19 protein-coding genes and 1 tRNA gene are annotated in these 20,126 nt (G+C 69.3%); 16 read left to right on the forward strand and 4 right to left on the reverse strand.

Annotated elements, in window-relative coordinates; translation table 11 throughout:
• Positions 1-143 precede the first annotated feature (143 nt).
• The gene (locus tag YWY_RS0103945) at positions 144-941 is read right to left on the reverse strand and encodes a DeoR/GlpR family DNA-binding transcription regulator (RefSeq protein WP_028846551.1); all 798 of its coding nucleotides are present in this window, start codon (positions 939-941) and stop codon (positions 144-146) included.
• A gap of 175 nt (positions 942-1,116) precedes the next feature.
• Here YWY_RS0103945 and YWY_RS24530 point away from each other — a divergent pair, with 175 nt between their 5' ends.
• The 9 genes from YWY_RS24530 (at position 1,117) to YWY_RS20175 (ending at position 9,550) form a co-directional block, all read left to right on the forward strand.
• Positions 1,117-2,007, forward strand: a complete 891-nt coding sequence (locus tag YWY_RS24530) for an SIS domain-containing protein (RefSeq protein ID WP_028846552.1) — start codon at positions 1,117-1,119, stop codon at positions 2,005-2,007.
• On the forward strand, positions 2,004-2,942 hold the full coding sequence (locus YWY_RS24535; protein ID WP_038044365.1) for an ROK family protein: 939 nt from the start codon (positions 2,004-2,006) through the stop codon (positions 2,940-2,942). The genes YWY_RS24530 and YWY_RS24535 overlap by 4 nt, the downstream gene beginning before the upstream one ends.
• Complete coding sequence (gene nagA / locus YWY_RS0103960; protein WP_028846553.1) at positions 2,942-4,057, forward strand: N-acetylglucosamine-6-phosphate deacetylase; 1,116 nt, start codon at positions 2,942-2,944, stop codon at positions 4,055-4,057. Before YWY_RS24535 ends, nagA begins: the two co-directional genes overlap by 1 nt.
• Positions 4,048-4,971 carry a 1-phosphofructokinase family hexose kinase gene (locus tag YWY_RS0103965; protein WP_342665090.1) on the forward strand — a complete coding sequence of 308 codons (924 nt, stop codon included), beginning with the start codon at positions 4,048-4,050 and terminating at the stop codon, positions 4,969-4,971. Before nagA ends, YWY_RS0103965 begins: the two co-directional genes overlap by 10 nt.
• Positions 4,962-5,795, forward strand: coding sequence for a class II fructose-bisphosphate aldolase (locus YWY_RS0103970; protein WP_028846555.1), 834 nt, complete (start codon positions 4,962-4,964; stop codon positions 5,793-5,795). The genes YWY_RS0103965 and YWY_RS0103970 overlap by 10 nt, the downstream gene beginning before the upstream one ends.
• 172 nt (positions 5,796-5,967) lie before the next feature.
• Positions 5,968-6,522, forward strand: coding sequence for a PadR family transcriptional regulator (locus tag YWY_RS0103975; protein WP_028846556.1), 555 nt, complete (start codon positions 5,968-5,970; stop codon positions 6,520-6,522).
• Entirely contained in the window at positions 6,519-8,597 is a 2,079-nt protein-coding gene (locus YWY_RS0103980; RefSeq protein WP_051309652.1) for an NADPH-dependent 2,4-dienoyl-CoA reductase, read from the forward strand. Before YWY_RS0103975 ends, YWY_RS0103980 begins: the two co-directional genes overlap by 4 nt.
• Positions 8,598-8,614: 17 nt before the next feature.
• On the forward strand, positions 8,615-9,052 hold the full coding sequence (locus tag YWY_RS0103985; RefSeq protein WP_028846558.1) for a nuclear transport factor 2 family protein: 438 nt from the start codon (positions 8,615-8,617) through the stop codon (positions 9,050-9,052).
• Between the two features lie 69 nt (positions 9,053-9,121).
• Positions 9,122-9,550: a VOC family protein gene (locus YWY_RS20175; RefSeq protein WP_051309654.1), complete on the forward strand. Its 429-nt coding sequence runs from the start codon at positions 9,122-9,124 to the stop codon at positions 9,548-9,550.
• Positions 9,551-9,890: 340 nt separating this feature from the next.
• On the opposite strand, the gene YWY_RS0103995 is transcribed toward YWY_RS20175, so the two are convergent.
• Positions 9,891-9,967 (reverse strand) — tRNA-Leu (locus YWY_RS0103995).
• A 207-nt stretch (positions 9,968-10,174) separates the two neighbouring features.
• On the opposite strand from YWY_RS0103995, the gene YWY_RS0104000 reads away from it, so the two are divergent.
• From YWY_RS0104000 to YWY_RS0104025, 6 genes are all read left to right on the forward strand, one after another.
• On the forward strand, positions 10,175-10,783 hold the full coding sequence (locus YWY_RS0104000) for an ANTAR domain-containing response regulator (RefSeq protein WP_028846559.1): 609 nt from the start codon (positions 10,175-10,177) through the stop codon (positions 10,781-10,783).
• Between the two features lie 445 nt (positions 10,784-11,228).
• Positions 11,229-12,404, forward strand: coding sequence for a branched-chain amino acid ABC transporter substrate-binding protein (locus YWY_RS0104005; protein WP_038044477.1), 1,176 nt, complete (start codon positions 11,229-11,231; stop codon positions 12,402-12,404).
• 138 nt (positions 12,405-12,542) lie between these two features.
• The gene (locus tag YWY_RS0104010) at positions 12,543-13,553 is read left to right on the forward strand and encodes a branched-chain amino acid ABC transporter permease (protein WP_028846561.1); all 1,011 of its coding nucleotides are present in this window, start codon (positions 12,543-12,545) and stop codon (positions 13,551-13,553) included.
• Complete coding sequence (locus YWY_RS20180) at positions 13,550-14,722, forward strand: branched-chain amino acid ABC transporter permease (protein WP_051309656.1); 1,173 nt, start codon at positions 13,550-13,552, stop codon at positions 14,720-14,722. Before YWY_RS0104010 ends, YWY_RS20180 begins: the two co-directional genes overlap by 4 nt.
• A 56-nt stretch (positions 14,723-14,778) precedes the next feature.
• Positions 14,779-15,636, forward strand: a complete 858-nt coding sequence (locus YWY_RS0104020; RefSeq protein ID WP_084608923.1) for an ABC transporter ATP-binding protein — start codon at positions 14,779-14,781, stop codon at positions 15,634-15,636.
• Complete coding sequence (locus tag YWY_RS0104025) at positions 15,623-16,336, forward strand: ABC transporter ATP-binding protein (protein WP_028846563.1); 714 nt, start codon at positions 15,623-15,625, stop codon at positions 16,334-16,336. The genes YWY_RS0104020 and YWY_RS0104025 overlap by 14 nt, the downstream gene beginning before the upstream one ends.
• Positions 16,337-16,418: 82 nt before the next feature.
• Here YWY_RS0104025 and YWY_RS0104030 read toward each other — a convergent pair whose 3' ends face one another.
• Entirely contained in the window at positions 16,419-16,859 is a 441-nt protein-coding gene (locus YWY_RS0104030; protein WP_051309658.1) for a hotdog fold thioesterase, read from the reverse strand.
• Positions 16,860-16,971: 112 nt separating this feature from the next.
• On the opposite strand from YWY_RS0104030, the gene polA reads away from it, so the two are divergent.
• A complete protein-coding gene (gene polA / locus YWY_RS0104035) occupies positions 16,972-19,653 on the forward strand; it encodes a DNA polymerase I (RefSeq protein ID WP_425426106.1) in 2,682 nt (893 codons plus the stop codon).
• 57 nt (positions 19,654-19,710) lie between these two features.
• On the opposite strand, the gene YWY_RS0104040 is transcribed toward polA, so the two are convergent.
• Positions 19,711-20,061, reverse strand: a complete 351-nt coding sequence (locus YWY_RS0104040; protein ID WP_028846566.1) for a DoxX family protein — start codon at positions 20,059-20,061, stop codon at positions 19,711-19,713.
• Positions 20,062-20,126 lie beyond the last annotated feature (65 nt).

A 20,126-nucleotide genomic window follows, 5' to 3' on the forward strand; every position in this document is an offset into this window, starting at 1 on the left:
GGCCGCGCGGGATGCTCTGCGTGAAAACCTCATCCTGACGCGCCCCTTTCTGCTGTTCTCGGGCTTAGCGCGTGTCTCGGACTGCGTGAATTTGTGCAGTGTTACCTAATATCAAGCAGAAATCAACAGGTCTAGACCATTCGTTAGGCACGTATGACCTTGAGTCCCGCCGCGGTGAAACGATCGAGCAGATCTTTCGGCGCCGATCGGTCGGTGACCAGGACGTCCACGTCCTCGATCGGGCAGATGCGGCTGAACGCGTGCCGACCGAGCTTAGACGCATCGGCCACGATGACAACCTGACGCGCGCGCGAGGCCATCAGCGTGTTGATCCTGGACTCGCCCTCGTGGTGGGCCGACGCGCCGTGCGAGACGTCCAGCCCGTCCACGCCGAGGAACACGATGTCCAGGCTCAGGTTGTCCAGGATGTGCTCGGCCAGCGGGCCGATCAGCTCGTAGGACTGGGTGCGCGCCACCCCGCCGGTGACCACCACCTTGATGTGCGGCCGCACGGTCAGCTCGTTGGCGATGTTGAGCGCGTTGGTGACGAACGTGATGGACTGCCCGCCCGTGCCGTCGTGCGCGCCTTCCTGCAGGTCGGCGCGGGTGGCGATGGCGCGGGCGACCTCGGTGGTGGTGGTCCCGCCGTTGCTGCCGACGATCGCGCCCGGGCTGACCAGCGCCGCGGCCGCCCGCCCGATCCGTTGCTTCTCCTCGGCCTTGCGCACCGACTTGTAGCGCAGCGGCAGGTCGTAGGCGGTGGCGTTGGGCACCGCGCCGCCGTGCGTGCGGGTGAGCAGCTGCTGCTCGGCCAGGGTGTCCAGGTCGCGCCGGATCGTCGCGGGGGACACCGACAGCTCGGCGGCCGCCTCGTCGACGTTCAGCTCGCCGCGCTCGGCGAGCAGCTCCAGCAGGGCGTTCAGCCGGGCGTACTTGCGCATGGCCGAGCCTCCTTCATGTCCGGGCCGGCTGTTGCGTGATCATGTTCATTTCTGCAACTATCATGCAATATTGCGCAGCGTGGCGCGAGGGTCGAGATCGACAACCCATCCGAGAGGGGTCCGAGATGTCCACATCGAGGCGGAATGTCCCGGCGCGCGAACGGGGGCGGGGACGGTGAGTCACGTCGAGGTGGAGATCGCCAGCCAGCCGGACTGCTGGCGGAAGGCCGCCGAGCTGGCCGCCACGCACGCCGCCGCGTTGCCGCGGCCCGGCGAGCGGGTGGCGGTGACCGGCTGCGGGACGTCGCTGTTCATGTCGCAGACCATCGCCGCGCTGCGCGAACGGCACGGCGGCGAGCTGGGCGGGGAGACCGACGCGCTGCCCGCGTCGGAGTTCCCGGGGACCCGGCGGTACGACCGGGTACTAGCGCTGTCCCGGTCCGGCACCACCACCGAGGTGGTGGACCTGCTGCGCCGGCTGCGCGGGACGGTGCCCACCACGGTGATCACCGCCGACGCGAGCACGCCGGTGGTCGAGGCCGCCGACGAGGCAGTGGTGCTGGACTTCGCCGACGAGCAGTCGGTGGTGCAGACCCGGTTCGCCACCACCGCGCTCGCGGTGTTGCGTGCCCACCTGGGCCAGGATCTCGAGCCGTTGATCGCCGACGCCGAGCGCGCGGTGGCCGAGCCGTTGCCGGACGGCGCGGTCGAGGCGACCCAGTTCACCTTCCTGGGCCGCGGCTGGACCGTGGGCATCGCCAACGAGGCGGGCCTGAAGCTGCGCGAGGCGTCGCTGTCCTGGGCCGAGTCCTACCCTGCGATGGAGTACCGGCACGGCCCGATCAGCGTGACCGACGAGCGCAGCCTGGTGTGGATGCTGGGGGAGGCGCCGGAGGGCCTGGCCGACGACGTGCGGCGGACCGGTGGCCGGTGGGTCGAGGCGGACCGGGACGCGATGGTCGAGCTGATCCGGGCGCAGCGGCTCGCAGTGGCACTGGCCGAGCGTGCCGCCATCGACCCGGACCAGCCGCGCAACCTGGCGTACTCAATCATCCTGAACAAGTGAGCGAGTGCGTCATCGCCGTCGACGTCGGCGGCACGGCGATCAAGGCGGGCCTGGTCGACCCCACCGGCACGCTGCACGCCCCGCGCAGCGTGCCGACCGACCGGGCGGCGGGCGCCGATGGCGTGGTGGGCCAGGTCGTCGCGTGCATCCAGGAGCTGGAGACCGGCGCGCGGCGCGCCGGCCACACCCCGGTCGCGGTCGGTGTGGCGGTTCTCGGACTGACCGACGACGAAGCGGGCATCGCGGTGCTGTCGGCCAACATGGGCTGGCGCGACGTGCCCTTTCGGGCACTGTTGCAGGAGAAGACAGCGCTGCCGGTGGCGTTCGGCCACGACGTGCGCGCCGGTGGCCTGGCGGAGGCCGTGCTCGGCGCCGGGCGCGGGGCCGGTGACCACCTGTTCCTGGCCATCGGCACCGGGGTGGCCGGCGCGATCATGGTCGGCGGCGAGCCGTACCGGGGTACCGGGTTCGCCGGCGAGATCGGCCACATCGAGGTGGACTCGCCGTCCGCGGGCCCGTGCGGCTGCGGCGGCCGCAACTGCCTGGAGACGGTGGTCTCCGCCCGGGCGCTGGCGCAGCACTACGCCGAGCGCACCGGGGAGCAGGTCACCGCGGCGGAGGTGGCCGCCCGGGTGGACGCCGGAGACGAGCACGCGCGCCAGCTGTGGGCCGAGATGGTCGACGCGCTGGCCGGTGCGCTGTGCATGTACTGCTCGCTGCTCGCCCCGGAGCTGATCGTCGTCGGCGGCGGGCTGGCCGAAGCCGGCCCGCGGCTGCTCGAGCCGCTGCGCGCGCGGCTGGCCGAGCGGCTGAGTTTCCAGAAGCGGCCCCGGCTGGTCCCGGCCGAGCTGGGGGAGCGGGCCGGCTGTCTCGGGGCGGGCTTGTTCGCGTGGCAACGTGTTGGCCGGCCGGTGCCGGTACGGGAGCGGAACTGATGACCATTTACGCGGCCGAACGGTTGGTGACCCCGCACGAGGTGCTCGCGCCCGGGTGGTTCCGGGTGGACGGCGACCGGATCACCGAGGTCGGTGCGGGGTCGCCCGCGGAAACCGCCGAGCGGCTGGACGGCTGGGTGCTGCCCGGATTCGTCGACATGCACGTGCACGGCGGCGGGGGAGCCAGCTTCACCACCGGCGATCCCGAGCAGGCGCGGCGGGCGGCGGCGTTCCATCGGCGGCACGGCACCACCACGATGCTGGCGAGCCTGGTCACCGCGCCCCCGGAGCAGCTGCTGGCGGCGGTGCGCGAACTGGTGCCCTTGGTGGCCGACGGAACGCTGGCCGGCGTGCACCTGGAAGGGCCGTTCCTGGCCGAGGCGCGCTGCGGCGCCCACGACCCCGAGCTGCTGCTCGAGCCGGACGGCGAGCTGCTGGACGACCTGCTGCGCGCCGGCTGCGGCACCGTGCGGATGGTCACCGTCGCTCCCGAGCGGCCGGGTGGCATGGATCTGATCAAGAAGTTGGCCGCGGCGGACCTGGTGGCGGCGGTTGGGCATTCCGATGCGACGTTCGACGTGGCCGCCGAGGCTTTCCGCGCGGGGGCCACCGTCGCCACCCACTTGTTCAACGGAATGCCGCCGCTGCATCACCGCAAGCCGGGGGTCGTCGGCGCGGCGCTGCATCACCCGGCCGCCGTGGTGGAGTTGATCAACGACGGGGTCCATCTGCATCCCGCGGTGGTGGCCGGGGTCTTCGCGCAGGTCGGCAGCGAGCGGGTCGCCCTGGTGACCGATGCGATGTCCGCTGCCGGGGCCGGCGACGGCGAGTACGAGCTCGGCGGGCAGCGCGTCCGGGTGGCAAACGGCGTCGCGCGCATCGCGGCGACCGGGTCCATCGCCGGGAGCACGCTGACCATGGATGCCGCGGTGCGAGCGGCCGTGGCGGCGGGGGTGTCCGTCGTCGACGCCTCCCGCGCGGCCTCCGGGACCCCGGCGCGAGCCATCGGGCTCGTGGACCGGGGTGAGATCGCCGCCGGGCAGCGTGCCGACCTCGTGGTGCTCGACGACGACTTGCAGGTGCGCCGTGTCGCCCGCGGAGGCCGGTGGCAGTGATTCTGACGGTCACTCCCAACACCGCGTGGGACGTCACGTACTGGGTGGACGAGCTGGTCAGGCACGCGTCGGCGCGGGTGCGGTCGATCGACGCGCGCGCCGGTGGCAAGGGAGTGAACGTCGCCAGAGTGCTGCATGCGGCCGGTCATGACGTGCTGGCGTGCGGATTCGTGGGCGGGGTGACGGGGGAGCAGATCCGCGCCGAACTCCGGTCGGCGGGCCTGCCCGAGGCGATGACGCCCATTGCCGGGGAGTCCCGCAAGACGGTCACGGTGGTGGATTCCGACGCGACCGTGCTGCTGGAGCCGGGTCCGACGGTGACGGCGGAGGAGTGGAGCGCGCTGGTCACGGGATATCGGCGGCACCTTGCCGACGCCGCGGTGGTGGTGCTCAGCGGGTCGCTGCCGCCGGGGGTGCCGCCCGACGGGTATGCCGAGCTCGGCCGGCTCGCCGCGGACGCCGGTGTCCCGGTCGTCCTCGACTCGTCGGGCGACGCGTTGCGGCACGGCCTGCGCGGACGCCCTGCCGTCGTCAAGCCGAACAGCGCGGAACTGGCGACCGTGGCTTCCGGCGATCCCCGGACGGCGGCCGCCGCGATGCGGGAAGCCGGGGCGGGCGACGTGGTGGTGTCTCTCGGGGCGGATGGCCTGCTGGCGGTGACCGGCGAAGGCGTCTGGCGTGCGGTCGCCGAGCCGGTGCAGGGCAATCCGACCGGTGCCGGCGACGCCGTGGTGGCTGCGCTCGCCGTCGGGCTGGCGACCGGTCGGCCGTGGCCGGAGCGGCTGGCCGAAGCGGCGGCCATGGGCGGTGCCGCCGTTGCCGCGCCCCTGGCGGGCGACGTGGACAAGGACACCTATCACCGGCTGCGCGCCGCCGTGTCGGTGCGCAAGGTCGAGGAGACGTCATGCCATTGACACTCACCGGCGAGATCGTGGCCGCCGAGTCGGCCGCAGGAGCGGCGACCGGGGCGTTCAACGTCATCCAGCTCGAACACGCGCAGGCCATCGTGGCGGGGGCCGAACGGGCGGGCAGGCCGGTCATCCTGCAGATCAGCGAGAACTGCGTGCGGTACCACGGCGGCCTGGCGCCGATCGGTGCGGCCACGCTGGCCGTCGCGCGGGCAGCGGAGGTCCCGGTCGCGGTCCATGCCGACCATGTGACCAACGAACAGCTGGTGCGTGAGGCCGTCGAGTTGGGCTTCGGGTCGGTGATGTTCGACGCGTCGGCCTTGCCCTACGAGGAGAACGTGGCGGTCACCGCGGAGATCACGCGCTGGTGTCACGAGCGGGGCGTGTGGGTCGAGGCCGAGCTCGGCGAAGTGGGCGGAAAGGACGGAGTCCACGCCCCCGGGGCACGCACCGACCCCGGCGAAGCCGCTGCGTTCGTCGCCGCCACCGGAGTGGACGCGCTCGCCGTGGCCGTCGGCTCCAGCCATGCGATGACGACTCGCGACGCCAAGCTGGATTTCGACCTGATCGCCCAGTTGCACGCGGCGGTGGACGTGCCGCTGGTGCTGCACGGCTCGTCGGGAGTCCCCGACGACGATCTGGCCAAGGCCGTCCGGGCAGGTATGCGGAAGATCAACATCGCCACCCATCTGAACGCCGTCTTCACCAGGACGGTGCGGGAACGCCTGGCGGAGAAACCGGAGCTGGTGGACACCCGCAAGTACATCGGGCCGGCGCGGGACGCGGTCGCGGCCGAAGTAGCCAGGCTGCTGGGCGTGCTGTCCCGCTGACCGTTTCGCGTTCTTCGATCGTCCATGGGGGTGCGGCGTCGGCTCGCATCGGGGTGCGGCTTCGGCTCGCCGGTTCCCGCGCCACTGGCCGCCCTCACCGCGGCATGAGGGATCCTCGCGCGGCCGTATGCAACATGTTGCACTGCGACGAGTTGCATATTACCGTTCTCGTGTGGCGCTGGAGCACGCGATTCTGGTCGCGTTACAGGAGAAGTCGGGCAGTGGTTACGAGCTGGCCCGCCGGTTCGACCGGTCGATCGGGTACTTCTGGGCGGCCAGCCATCAGCAGATCTACCGCACGCTCAAACGCATGGTCGAGCTCGGCTGGGTCGACGTGCAGGCGGTGGTCCAGCAGGGCAGGCCGGACAAGAAGGTCTACCGGGTGTCCGACGCGGGCCGGGCCGAGCTGCGCCGGTGGCTGGCCGAGCCGGACGGTCCCGCGGCCGTCCGCAACGATCTGGCGGTGAAGGTGCGCGGGGCGTCGATGGGCGACGTGCGCGACGTGATGGAGCAGGTCGCCAGGCACCGAGACCGGCACGCCGAACGGCTCGACGAGTATCGCGCGATCGAGCAGCGCGACTTCCCGGATGCCGGCCGGCTGACCGGGCAGCGCCTGCACCAGTACCTGGTGTTGCGGGCAGGCATCCGGTCGGAGCAATGCGCCGTCGAGTGGTGCGACGAAGTGCTGGAAGCCATGCGGCGGGACGAGGAAGGGAGCCGGGGATGACCGAGACGACGGCCGATGGCGATCGTCCGGACGGTGCCGACTCGGGCGGGGGCGAGTACCCGAACCTGCTGCGCCCGCTCGACCTGGGCTTCACCACGCTGCCCAACCGCGTGGTGATGGGGTCGATGCACGTCGGGCTCGAGGACCGGGCCAGCCGGTTCCCGGCGTGGGCGGAGTACTTCGCAGAACGCGCCCGGGGTGGGGCCGCTCTGATCGTCACCGGCGGTTTCGCGCCGAACCGGACGGGCTGGCTGTATCCGTTCGCGTCGAAAATGAGCACGCGCGCCGAGGCCCGCAAGCACCGGATCGTCACCCGCGCGGTGCACGACGAGGGCGGAAAAATCGCGCTGCAGCTGCTGCACGCCGGCCGGTACGCCTACCACCCGTTCTCGGTGTCCGCATCCGCGGTCAAGGCGCCCATCAATCCGTTCACGCCACGGGCGATGAGTGACCGCGCGATCCGCAGGACGATCGACGACTTCGCCTGCGCCGCGGAGCTCGCCCGCGAGGCGGACTACGACGGCGTCGAGATCATGGGCTCCGAGGGCTACCTGATCAATCAGTTCCTCGCGCCGCGCACCAACCGGCGAACCGACCGGTGGGGCGGCTCGGCGGAGAACCGCAGGCGGTTCGCCGTCGAGATCGTGCGCCGGGTCCGCGAGCGGGTGGGCGCGGACTTCATCGTCGTGTACCGGATGTCGATGCTGGACCTGGTGCCGGAGGGCCAGACGTGGGACGAGATCGTCGCGCTGGCCAAGGACGTCGAGGCGGCCGGGGCCACCATGATCAACACCGGCATCGGCTGGCACGAGGCCCGCGTGCCGACCATCGTGACCTCGGTGCCGCGCGCGGCGTTCACGCACGTCACGGCCAGGCTCAAGGCGCACGTGTCGATTCCGCTGATCACGTCCAACCGGATCAACATGCCGCAGGTTGCCGAGGAGGTGCTCGCGCGCGGGGACGCCGACCTGGTGTCGCTGGCCCGGCCGTTCCTGGCCGATCCACAGTGGGTGCGCAAGGCGCAGCAAGGCCGCGCCGACGAGATCAACACCTGCATCGCGTGCAACCAGGCGTGCCTCGACCACACGTTCGCCATGAAGCCCGCGACCTGCCTGGTCAATCCGCGGGCGGGCAACGAGACCACGCTGCGGTTGCTGCCTGCTCGCCGGGTGAAGCGGATCGCCGTGGTCGGCGCGGGGCCCGCCGGGCTGGCGGCGGCCACCACGCTCGCCGAACGCGGGCATCACGTGGAGCTGTTCGAGGCGGAAGACGAGATCGGCGGCCAGTTCGCCATGGCCAAGCGCATTCCGGGCAAGGAGGAGTTCGCCGAGACGATTCGGTACTTCACCCGGCGGATCGAGGTGACCGGCGTGAAGCTGCACCTCGGCGAGCTGGTCACCGCCCAGCGGCTGGTGGACGGCGAGTTCGACGAGGTCGTGGTGGCGACCGGGGTCGTCCCGCGCGTTCCGCAGATCGAGGGGATCGACCACCCGTCGGTGCTGTCCTACGTGGACGTGCTGCGACACGGCAAGGAGGTCGGCGACAAGGTCGCCGTGATCGGGGCCGGGGGCATCGGCGTCGACGTCGCCGAGTTCCTGACCCACACCCGGTCGCCGTCGCTGGACATCTCCATGTGGCAGCGTGAGTGGGGGGTGGCCGACCTTCCGGACGTTCGCGGCGGCGTGGGGGAGCCGGCGCCGGAGCGGCCGCCGCGGAAGGTGTACCTGTTGCAGCGCAAGACCTCGAAGATCGGCAAGGACCTGGGCAAGACCACGGGCTGGGTGCACCGCGCCGCGCTGCAGGCCAAGGGGGTCGAGCAGATCACCGGGGTGGCCTACCGGCGCATCGACGACGACGGACTGCACATCGTCTACGGCAAGGATCACCGCCGGACCCGGGTGTTGAACGTGGACACGGTGGTGATCTGCGCAGGCCAGGAATCCCGGCGCGACGTGGCCGACGACCTGATCGCCAAGGGGGTGGTCACGCACGTCATCGGCGGCGCCGACGTCGCCGCGGAACTGGACGCGAAGCGGGCCATCGACCAGGGGACGAGGCTGGCCGCCACCATTTGACACCACGAGGAGAAGCCATGGACGCCGTGCAGCGGTTCCGGCAAGCGGTCGAGTCCGGTGACTTCGCCGCCGCCGTGCGCGAGTTCGCGCCCGACATCACCTTCCACAGCCCGGTGAAGTTCACCCCGTTCCGCGGGATCGGCCAGGTGTCCGCCTTGTTCCGGGTGCTGGGCCGCACCTTCGAGAACTTCCGCTACGTCGGGGAATACTCCGGCTCCGACGTGCTGGGGCACGACGGTCCGCGGGCCGAGTCGCACATTCTGCATTTCCGCACCACGGTCGACGGCAAACAGGTCGACGGCATCGATCTGATCCAGCTGGACGAAGCGGGCCGCATCGGTACGTTCACGGTGATGATCCGGCCGTTGTCGGCGGTGCAGGCGGTCGGTGAGGCGGTGATGCGCGGGCTGGTGGCCGACGGCGTGGTCCCGGCACCCGGCTCCGGCGCCGGCTGACGTCAGACGGACGCTGCCGACCGCCGATTTGTCCAAGACATCGGGGGCGCGCGGGTGCAGGATGGCCCCATGAGCGAATCCGGCAACGACCCTCGCACCACGGCGGGCAGCGTCGTGACGGCGGTCTATCCGCGGCTGGTCGTCGGTGATGCAGCGGCGGCGATCGATTTCTATGCGAAGGCCTTCGGCGCGGTGGAACTGGAACGGCACACCGACACCGGCGGCCAGGACGGCAAGATCGTCCACGCCATGCTGCGCATCGGGGACGTGCTGGTCGCGGTGAAGGACGAGGACGACCACGACCCGTCACCGGCGTCGCCGGGCGGATGCCCGGTGGTGATGGCGCTCGAGGTCACCGACGCGGACGCGGTCGGCGCGCGCATGACCGAGGCCGGTGGCAGCGTGGTGTTCCCGATACGGGATCGGGATTACGGGCAGCGGGCCGGACGATTCGCCGACCCGTGGGGCCATCTGTGGATGATCGCGCAAAATCTGTGAACCCGGCCGGCACGGGCCGCCACGGCGCATTGCCGCGTGGCGGGTTCTGCCGTGTGCCGCGCGAGCGGAACCGTGTCGGGCAACGGGGCTTGGTCGCACCAATAGTGGACGCAATTTTCCGGCGCGTTATGCCGAACTTCCCAATTCGCCCTTCCGGCGACGGCCTGGCAGGGCAGTTCGCCTCCGTTACTTGCCCACCACGACGATCATGGACGATCAAGGACGTACGACGAATCAGCGTGGCGGGGCGCAGGTGAACATTTCCAGCCCCGGCCGGGCACGGCGAGGTGCCAGGCGCAGGCTGAGGTGTGCTCGCCGGAGCGACGGGTGACGGCGACGGTGGTGCCCCCGGTGAGACTCGAACTCACACTGGACGGGTTTTGAATCCGTTGCCTCTGCCAATTGGGCTACGGGGGCAGGCTCCGCCCCGATCTTAAGGGATGGGCGTGGTGCCGCGGTGCTCGGCCCGGGGATGCGGCAGGCGTCCGTCCGGCACTGCCCTTCGGGGTCGGCGGTGGTGACGAACGTCCCGCTTGCCGGGCTCCCGCTGCAGGCCAGGCGGCGTTCTCGGTAATCTGAGTGCGCGCAACCAGCGAAGATCATGCGAGCACCCAGGAGGCTTCGGTGACCGACACGGCCACCGTCCAGGGCAAGGCCGAGCAGAAGCGTCGCGTCCTGATCGCCGAGGACGAGGCGTTGATCCGGCTCGATCTGGCGGAAATGCTGCGCGAAGAAGGGTACGAGGTGGTCGGTGAGGCCGCCGACGGCGAGCAGGCGGTGGAGCTGGCCGCGCAGCTGAAACCGGATCTGGTCATCCTGGACGTGAAGATGCCGAAGATGGACGGCATCGAGGCCGCGTCGAAGATCACCGGCGAGCGGATCGCCCCGGTGGTCATCCTGACCGCGTTCAGCCAGCGCGAACTGGTGGAGCGCGCCAGGGACGCGGGCACCATGGCGTACCTGGTCAAGCCGTTCGCCAAGCGGGACCTGGTGCCCGCGGTCGAGCTGGCGGTCAGCCGGTTCGCCGAGCTGCAGGCGCTCGAGTCCGAGATGGCCGACCTGGCCGACCGACTGGAGACGCGCAAGCTCATCGACCGGGCCAAGGGCCTGCTGATGACCAGCCAGGGGCTGACCGAGCCGGAGGCGTTCCGGTGGATTCAGCGCACCGCGATGGACCGGCGGGTCACCATGAAGTCGGTCGCGCAAGCGGTGATCGAGAGCATCAAGGTCTAGCCGCCGCCTTTGCTTTCCGCGCCGCCCCGGCAAACGGTCTTGCCGGGCGGAGGTTTTCACGATCTGTAACCTGAGTCACTGCGTGGCGCGCAAACGCCGGTCGTACACTTGCCGATACCTTCGCATCACGTATGCGGCCAATTGGGCTAGTTCACTGCCCTAACCGGCGTTTTCCTGAGGGATTGTCGTCGCGCTGAGTCAAGGTTGTTGTTGAATGTTGGCCCTACGGAGTGCGGCCCGGATCTAACGTCCTTCGCAAACCGTCACGATGTGGATACAGGCGCGCTCAGTGACTGGGCAAGCAGCGTGGCGGGAGCTAGGTTCACCCACCGGGTCCGAATCCCAGCGGGTGGGTCGTGCGGTGTGGCGACGACCCCACGAGACGACCCCCGGCAAGACATGGAGGAACGAAGTGGCAAGAGCACGGATTACCGCAGCCCTGGCGCTGGCGGCGACGGCTGCGTCGCTGGTGCTGGGCGCTTGTGCGCCGCGTGAAGACGCAGGCAACAACGCGGCCAACCAACCGCAGTCCGACGCGCCAGCCGAGCCGGAGAACGCTCACAAGCCCGAGGGCGACGGTAACGCCAAGTGCAGCAATGTCGCCATCGCCTACGCGGGCACCATCAACGGTGAGAACGCCGCGCTGGGGCAGAACATCCTCAACGGCGTGAAGCTGGCGGTGAAGAAGCACAACGACGCCAACCCGGACTGCCAGGTCGAGCTGAAGGAGTACGACACCGAGGGTGTTCCGGAGCGCGCGCCCGGCATCGTGACCCAGATGGTCAACGACGAGCAGATCGTCGGTGTCGTCGGCCTGCCGTTCTCCGGTGAGTCCAAGGCGGCGGGCAACATCTTCGACAAGGGTGGCCTGCCGCAGATCAGCCCGTCGGCGACCAACCCGACGCTGAGCCAGAACGGCTGGAAGACGTTCTTCCGCGGCCTGGGCAACGACAACGCGCAGGGTCCCGCTGCCGCGAAGTTCCTGACCGACAACCTGGGTGCCGAGAAGGTCTGCGTGGTCCAGGACGACTCCGAGTACGGCATCGGCCTGGCCAGCGAGGTCAAGAAGGCGCTCGGCGACAAGGTCGTCTGCGACGAGAAGGTCAAGACCAAGCAGAAGGAATTCAGCGCGGTCGTGCAGAACATCAAGGCTGCGCAGCCGGACGCCGTCTACTACTCGGGCTACTACCAGGAGGCCGCGCCGTTCGCCCAGCAGCTGTACGACGCGGGCGTGGAGACCCAGCTGGTCGGGCCGGACGGCGTGAAGGACGACGAGTACGTCAAGGGCGCCGGTGACGCCGCCGCCGAGACGTTCTTCACCTGCCCGTGCGTGCCTGGTGAGGGCTTCACCAAGTTCGCCGGCGAGTACCGGAAGATGTTCGACAAGGACCCCGGCACCTACTCGGTCGAGGGTTACGACGCGGCGACCGTCCTGCTGACCGGTATCGACGCGGGCAACACCGACCGCAAGAAGATGCTGGAGTGGATCAAGAACTACGACGCCCAGGGCCTGAGCAACAAGCTGGGCTGGGACGAGAACGGTGAACTTGCCGAGACGCCCACCGTGTGGACCTACAAGGTGGAGAACGGCAAGATCGTCCGGAACGTCGAGATCAAGTAGGACATCGGCGAGGGGGAGATGGGGTCGCACAGCTTCCGTCTCCCCCTCGCTGCCTATCCACTCACCGTTTCTGGTAGGAAGTCCCCGGCATCGGACCGCTACCCCGGTCGTCAGCCGGCTCGAGAAATGAGTACTTGAGTGCACCACGTGATTAGTTCTGCGCAATACCTCGCGCAAGATTCGGAACCGTGGATCAACACCGACACGTTCATCAACCTGTTCTGGGCGAACACGATCGGTGGCCTTGAGTACGGCAGCATCTACGCACTCGTCGCGCTGGGCTACACCTTGGTGTACGGCGTGCTGAAGCTGCTGAACTTCGCGCACTCCGAGGTCTTCATCTACGGCGCGTACGCCACCTGGTTCACGTTCTTCCTGCTGGGCTTCCGGCCCGGCCCGACGCCAGAACTCCCGGTCGGTGAATTGATCGCCTACCTGGTGTTGGCAGTGATCGTGGCCATGCTCGTCTCCGGCACCACCGCGCTGGTGCTGGAACGGGTCGCCTACCGGCCGTTGCGGAACCGTGGCGCCCCGCGCCTGGCGTTCCTGATCACCGCCATCGGCGCATCGCTGATCCTGCAGCAGATCCTGTTCCTGTGGCGGGGCAGCAACCCCGAGCAGGCCATCCGGCTGCTGCGGCCGGAGACCCTGTTCAACGTCGGCAGCGCTTCGGTGCAGAACCTGACCGTCATCATCGTGGTCGCGTCGGTCCTGATGTGGATCGTGGCGGACACCTTCGTCAACCGCACCCGGTTCGGCCGCGGTATCCGCGCGGTCGCCCAGGACCCGGACACGGCCATGCTGATGGGCGTCAACAAAGAGCGGATCATCATGCTGACGTTCGTGGTCGGCGGCCTGTTGGCAGGCGCGGCCGCGGTGTTCTACATGATGAAGATCCCGCAGGGCGCCCAGTACAACGGCGGGTTCCTGCTCGGCCTGAAGGCGTTCGCGGCAGCGGTGCTCGGCGGCATCGGCAACCTGCGCGGCGCGCTGCTCGGCGGGCTGCTGCTCGGCATCATCGAGAACCACGGGCAGGCGCTGTTCGGCGGCGAATGGCGCGACGTCGTGGCGTTCGTCGTGTTGGTGCTGGTGTTGATGTTCCGGCCGACTGGGATCCTCGGTGAATCGCTCGGGAAGGCGCGAGTATGACCACGACCAAGACTCCGGCACCGGCCAAGGCTCCCGCTGAGCCACCACGGCGGAGGAGTATCTCCGAGTGGTGGAACAACCTGAGCCGGTTCCAGCAATGGATCATCCTGCTGCCGCTGGTGGCGTTGATCTTCGCCCTGCCGTGGCTGAATCCGCCGCTCATCACCACCGAGCCCGGGTACGACTTCTCCATCGCGATGTTCGACGTCGCCCGGTACTGCCTGATCGCGATCGGGCTGAACGTGGTGGTCGGACAGGCGGGCCTGCTCGACCTGGGCTACGTCGGGTTCTTCGCCATCGGCGCGTACGTCGCGGCGCTGTTCACCAGCCCGGACTCGACACTGTGGAAGATCCCGTACCTGGCGGCGATCCCGCTGGCGATGGCGATCACCATGGTGTTCGGCGTGATCCTGGGCAGTCCGACGCTCCGGTTGCGCGGTGACTATCTGGCCATCGTGACGCTGGGCTTCGGGGAAATGGTCCGGCTGTTCGCCGACAACGTGGACGCGCTGCGCGGCAACCGCGGGTTCTCCAACATCGGCGCCCCGCCGGGCACCAGGGAGAACGGCGAGCCGCTGTTCGCCAACTTCGACGGCAAGCCGTGGTACGTGCTGTGCGTCGCGGTGATCATCGTGATCCTCATCCTGGCGGGCAACCTGGAGCGGTCGCGGGTCGGCCGTGCCTGGGTGGCCATCCGGGACGACGAGGACGCCGCCGAGCTGATGGGCGTGCCCACGTTCCGGTTCAAGATCTGGGCGTTCGTCATCGGTGCGGCCATCGGCGGCCTGTCGGGTGCGCTGTACGCCGGGCAGCAGGGCTTCATGAACAACCAGAGGTTCGACGTGCTGACCTCGGTGCTGTTCCTCGCCGCGGTGATTCTCGGCGGGTCCGGCAACAAGGTCGGCGTCATGCTCGGCGCGTTCGTGGTGGCCTACGTGCCGCTGCGCTTCCTGTCCATCGCCGAATGGAAGTTCATGATCTTCGGGGTGGCGCTGACCATCCTGATGATCTTCCGGCCGCAGGGCCTGCTCGGCGCGCGTCAGCGCCTGCTCACCTACGGCAGACAGGCCTACCAGCGCCTGGTCGGCCGCGGCGAGGTGGTCAGCAGCGACACCGCGATGGCAGGCGGCAAGAGCCTGATGAACGGCGGAAACGGGGCACCGAAGTGAGCCAGAAGGATCAACACCGACACATCTCGGGCGGCATCGTCGCCGAAGTCGCCCAGATGACGGAGGCCGAACGGCGGGAGCACGAGGCCGAGGTCGCCGACGTGGTGGCGACCGACCGCGAGTTCGCGGTCGGCGAGGGCGAGACGCTGCTCGAGATGGACAACGTCACCGTGCGCTTCGGCGGCCTGGTGGCGCTCGACAGTGTCTCCTTCCACATCAAGCGGGGCGAGATCCTCGGCTTGATCGGCCCGAACGGGGCCGGGAAGACGACCTGCTTCAACGCCATGACCGGCGTGTATCGGCCGACGTCCGGCCGGGTCCTGCTGGAGGGCAAACCCCTCGGCAGGACGGCCAAGTACCGCATCACCCGAAAGGGCATCGCCCGCACGTTCCAGAACATCCGGCTGTTCGAGGAGATGACCGCGTTGGAGAACGTGGTCGTCGGCACCGACGCCAGGCACAAGACGTCGGTCCTCGGCGCCCTGCTGCGGCTGCCCCGCCACTTCAAAGAGGAGAAGGCGGCGGTGGAGAAGGCAATGGCGCTGCTGGAGTTCGTCGGCATTGCCGACCGTGCCGGTGACAAGGCGAAGAACCTGCCGTACGGCTACCAGCGACGGCTGGAGATCGCCAGGGCGCTGGCCACCGAGCCGAAGCTGCTCTGCCTGGACGAGCCCGCCGCGGGATTCAACCCGGCGGAAAAGGACGAGCTGATGGAGCTCATCCGCAAGATCCGGGACGACGGCTTCACCGTGCTGCTCATCGAGCACGACATGCGGCTGGTCATGGGTGTCACCGACCGGATCGTGGTGCTGGAGTTCGGCAAGAAGATCGCCGAGGGCAAGCCCGAGGAGATCCGGAACAACAAAGCGGTCATCGCCGCGTACTTGGGGGTGCCTGACGATGACGTTGCTTGAGCTGGACTCCGTCTCCGTCCACTACGGCCGGATCCGGGCGGTGCACAACCTGTCGTTGACCGTCGAGGAGGGTGAGGTCGTGGCGCTGATCGGTGCCAACGGCGCCGGCAAGACCACGACGATGCGCGCCATCTCGGGGATTCGCCCGGTGTCGTCCGGACGGATCCTGTTCGACGGCCAGGACATCACCCGTATGAAGGGTGAGAAGCGCGTCGAGCTCGGTATCGCCCAGTCGCCGGAAGGCAGGCGGATCTTCCCCGGCATGACGGTGCTGGAGAACCTCGACATGGGTGCCTACGCCCGCAAGGACAAGGCAGGCATCGCCGAGGACATGGAGCGGGTGTTCGAGCTGTTCCCGCGCCTTGCCGAGCGCAAGGATCAGTACGGCGGCACCATGTCCGGCGGTGAGCAGCAGATGCTGGCCATCGGGCGCGCGCTGATGGCGCGGCCGAAGCTGCTGCTGCTGGACGAGCCGTCCATGGGCCTGGCGCCGCAGTACATCCAGCAGATCTTCCGGATCATCACCGAGATCAACCAGCAGGGCACCACGGTGCTGCTGGTCGAGCAGAACGCCCAGCAGGCGCTGGCCCGGGCGCACCGGGCCTACGTGCTGGAGACCGGCTCGATCGTGAAGTCCGGAACCGGCAAGGAACTGCTGGCCGACCCTGCGGTGAAGGAGGCCTACCTGGGCGTCGGCTAGCCCACTTCCTCCGCGCACTTGAACCGCCGGCGGCCGCCAGGGCCGCCGGCGGTTCACTGGGTGCCGTCGGTTGCCCTCGTGCTCACTTCTGCTGCGGCGGGGCGTCCCGCAGCACGCAGGTCAGCCGGGCGGTGCAGGTGCGGCGGCCCTGCTCGTCGGTCAGCTCGATGGCCACGGTCACCGTGCTGCGTCCCACGTGCACCGGCGTGGCCACCCCGGTGACGGTGCCTTCGCGCACGGCCCGGTGGTGGGTGCAGGACAGCTCGAGCCCCAGCGAGATCTGCCCGTCGCGGGCGTTCAGGGCCGCGCACAGCGAGCCGAGCGACTCGGCGAGCGCGGCGTTCGCCCCGCCGTGCAGCAGTCCGTACGGCTGCAGGTTGCCTTTCACCGGCATGGTGGCGACTACGCGCTCCGGTTTGACCTCGACGTAGCTGATGCCCAGCTTGTCGTCGAGTTGCTGCTCGGCGTACTGGGGCGCGATCGTGTCGCGGAACAGGGCTCGGATCGTGTCTGGATCGTTCAACGCTTGACTCCCACTCGGCTCGCCGAGACACCTCGGACCGTTGTCGGTACTGCACCCTAGACTCGCCAAGGTGAGTCCCCGCGCAGATGCCACCGCGAACAGTGACACCTCCGTGCCCAAACTACTGCTGATCGACGGCCATTCCATGGCGTATCGCGCGTTCTACGCGCTGCCGAAGGAGAATTTCGCCACACAGACCGGTCAGCACACCAACGCGGTGTTCGGCTTCACCTCGATGCTGATCAACCTGCTGCGCGACGAGCAGCCGACGCACCTGGCGGTTGCCTTCGACGTGTCCCGCAAGACGTTCCGCAGCGAGCGGTACAGCGACTACAAGGCCAATCGCAGCGCGACACCGGACGAGTTCAAGGGCCAGATCAGCCTGATCGAGGACGTGCTCACCGCGTTGTCGGTGCCGTTTTTCGCCAAGGAGGGTTACGAGGCCGACGACGTGATCGCCACGCTGACCACGCAGGCGACCGCCGAGGGCTTCCGGGTGCTCATCTGCTCCGGCGACCGGGACGTCATCCAGCTGGTCGACGACCAGGTCACGCTGCTCTACCCGAGCCGGGGCGTGTCGGAGATGTGGCGGCTGGACCCGGCGAAGGTCAAGGAGAAGTACGGCGTCACGCCCGCTCAGTACCCGGATTTCGCGGCGCTGCGCGGTGACCCGTCGGACAACCTGCCGAAGATCCCCGGGGTGGGGGAGAAGACCATCGCCAAGTGGCTGCAGGAGTTCGGTTCGCTGGCCGAGCTGGTGGACCGGGTCGACGAGGTCAAGGGCAAGGCGGGCCAGGCGCTGCGCGACCACTTGTCCACGGTGCTGCTGAACAGGCAGCTCACCGAGCTGGTACGGGACGTGCCGCTGGAGGTCGGGCCGCGGGAGCTGGCGGTGCGGCCGTGGAACCGGGACGCGGTGCACCAGCTGTTCGACGAGCTGGAGTTCCGGGTGCTGCGGGAGAGGCTGTTCGAGTCGCTCAGCTCGGCGGAGCCGGAAGCCGAGGCGGGCTTCGAGGTGCGCGGCGGCAAGGCCGAGCCCGGCGCGGTGGCCGAGTGGCTGGCCGCGCACGCCGCGAAGGGGCCGGTGGCGCTGGCCGCGCGCACCACGGGGTCGTCGATCAGCGCGGATCTGGTCTCGCTGGCCCTGGCCGCCCCGGACGGGGAGGGCCTGTACATCGACCCGGCGGAGCTGACCGAGTCCGACGAGCAGGCGCTCGCAAAATGGCTGGCGGACGAGTCGGTGCGCAAGGTCAGCCACGCGGCCAAGACGATGCTGCACGCGGTGCGCTCGCGCGGGTGGGTGCTGCGCGGGCTGGAGATCGACACCGAGCTCGCCGCGTACCTGGTGCGTCCCGGGCAGCGGTCGTTCGCGCTGGACGACCTGGTGCTGCGCTACCTGAAGCGGGAGCTGCGCACGGAGACGGCCGAGCAGGGTCAGCTGTCGCTGCTGGACGGTGACGAGGAGGGTCCGGGCGGCGACAACGAGCTGGTGCAGGCGGAGCTGGTCCGGGCACGTGCGGTCGCCGAGCTGGCCGAGGCGCTGCAGTCCCAGGTGGCGTCGCTGGGCGGCAGCCGGTTGCTGCACGAGATCGAGATGCCGCTGCTCGCGGTGATCGACGACATGGAGTGCGCGGGTATCGCGGTCGACGTCGAGCAGCTGACCGCACTGGAGGCGCATTACGGCGAGCGGGTGAAGAACGCCGCTGAGGCGGCCTATCAGGTGATCGGCAAGCAGATCAACCTGTCCTCGCCGAAGCAGCTGCAGGTGGTGCTGTTCGACGAGCTGGGCATGCCGAAGACCAAGCGCACCAAGACCGGCTACACCACGGACGCCGACTCGTTGCAGACGCTGTACGAGAAGACCGAGCACCCGTTCCTGCAATACCTGCTCGAACACCGGGACGCCACCAAGCTGAAGGTGACGGTGGAGGGGCTGCTCCGGTCGGTGGCCGACGACGGGCGGATCCACACCACGCTGCAGCAGACCATCGCGGCGACCGGCAGGTTGTCGTCCACCGAGCCGAACCTGCAGAACATCCCGGTGCGCACCGAGGAAGGCAGGCGGATCCGCGAGACGTTCGTGGTCGGCGAGGGCTACGAGGCGCTGATGACCGCCGACTACAGCCAGATCGAGATGCGGATCATGGCGCACCTGTCCGAGGACGCCAAGCTGATCGAGGCGTTCCAGTCCGGGTTCGACTTCCACGCGGCGACCGCGGCGCGGGTGTTCGACGTGCCGCCGGACGAGGTCACCCCGGAGCAGCGGGCGAAGATCAAGGCGATGAACTACGGCCTGGCCTACGGGCTGTCGGCGTACGGGCTGTCGCAGCAGCTGCGCATCTCCACCGAGGAGGCGCGGGCGCTGATGGACGAGTACTTCGAAAGCTTCGGCGGGGTGCGGGACTACCTGCAGTCGGTGGTGCAGGCGGCGAGCAAGGCCGGGTACACCGAGACGATCTTCGGCCGCCGCCGCTACCTGCCGGATCTGAACAGCGACAACCGGCAGCGCAGGGAGATGGCGCAGCGCATGGCGCTGAACGCACCGATCCAGGGCAGCGCGGCGGACATCATCAAGGTGGCGATGCTGAACGTGCACCGTGCGCTGGCGGATGCCGGGCTGCACAGCCGCATGCTGCTGCAGGTGCATGACGAGCTGGTGCTGGAGGTCGCGCCGGGGGAGCGGGAGCGGGTCGAGGCGCTGGTCCGTCAGCAGATGGGCGCGGCGTACCAGCTGGCCGTCCCGCTGGAGGTGTCGGTCGGGTTCGGCCGCTCCTGGAACGATGCCGCGCACTGAACCTGCCCGGCACCGTGGCCCGCGGCAGGTGGGCCGCCGGCCACGGTGCACGATTGGTCAGCCGGCGACGAAGTACATCAGCGCGCACACCGCCAACGCCAGATAGAGCAGTGGGAACGCGATGTTGTAGTAGACGGATGCGCGGACGTGGGCTCCGACTGCGCACACGTAGAACAACACCAGTCCCACCGCGGCGGCGACGCCCAACGGCGGGACGCCGGCAAGCCCGATGACCAGGCCGGCTGTCCCCGCTCCTTTCAGCAGGCCGAGGTACGGCAGCAGACCGGGCTTCACGCCGACTTCGGCCGAGTTGGCGAGTACGAACTTGGCGCGGGCCAGGTCCGCCACCATGACGAACGCGTTGGCCGCGATGCACCCGATCGTCAGCGCGAGCAGCACCGCGGTCATGAGCGCCGCCCTCCGTGTCGCCCGCTGATCCGTGGCACGCTGATCTGTACGCTCATGGTGGCCTC

It is taken from the genome of Thermocrispum agreste DSM 44070, assembly GCF_000427905.1.
Taxonomy (GTDB): domain Bacteria; phylum Actinomycetota; class Actinomycetes; order Mycobacteriales; family Pseudonocardiaceae; genus Thermocrispum; species Thermocrispum agreste.

Bases quoted from the DNA above. Each gene is read 5' to 3' on its own strand.
- YWY_RS0103945 (WP_028846551.1), bottom strand. From the start codon at position 941: ATGCGCAAGTACGCCCGGCTGAACGCCCTGCTGGAGCTGCTCGCCGAG.
- nagA (WP_028846553.1), top strand. From the start codon at position 2,942: ATGACCATTTACGCGGCCGAACGGTTGGTGACCCCGCACGAGGTGCTC.
- YWY_RS0103970 (WP_028846555.1), top strand. From the start codon at position 4,962: ATGCCATTGACACTCACCGGCGAGATCGTGGCCGCCGAGTCGGCCGCA.
- YWY_RS0103980 (WP_051309652.1), top strand. From the start codon at position 6,519: ATGACCGAGACGACGGCCGATGGCGATCGTCCGGACGGTGCCGACTCG.
- YWY_RS0103985 (WP_028846558.1), top strand. From the start codon at position 8,615: ATGGACGCCGTGCAGCGGTTCCGGCAAGCGGTCGAGTCCGGTGACTTC.
- YWY_RS20175 (WP_051309654.1), top strand. From the start codon at position 9,122: ATGAGCGAATCCGGCAACGACCCTCGCACCACGGCGGGCAGCGTCGTG.
- YWY_RS20180 (WP_051309656.1), top strand. From the start codon at position 13,550: ATGACCACGACCAAGACTCCGGCACCGGCCAAGGCTCCCGCTGAGCCA.
- YWY_RS0104020 (WP_084608923.1), top strand. From the start codon at position 14,779: ATGACGGAGGCCGAACGGCGGGAGCACGAGGCCGAGGTCGCCGACGTG.
- YWY_RS0104025 (WP_028846563.1), top strand. From the start codon at position 15,623: ATGACGTTGCTTGAGCTGGACTCCGTCTCCGTCCACTACGGCCGGATC.
- YWY_RS0104040 (WP_028846566.1), bottom strand. From the start codon at position 20,061: ATGACCGCGGTGCTGCTCGCGCTGACGATCGGGTGCATCGCGGCCAAC.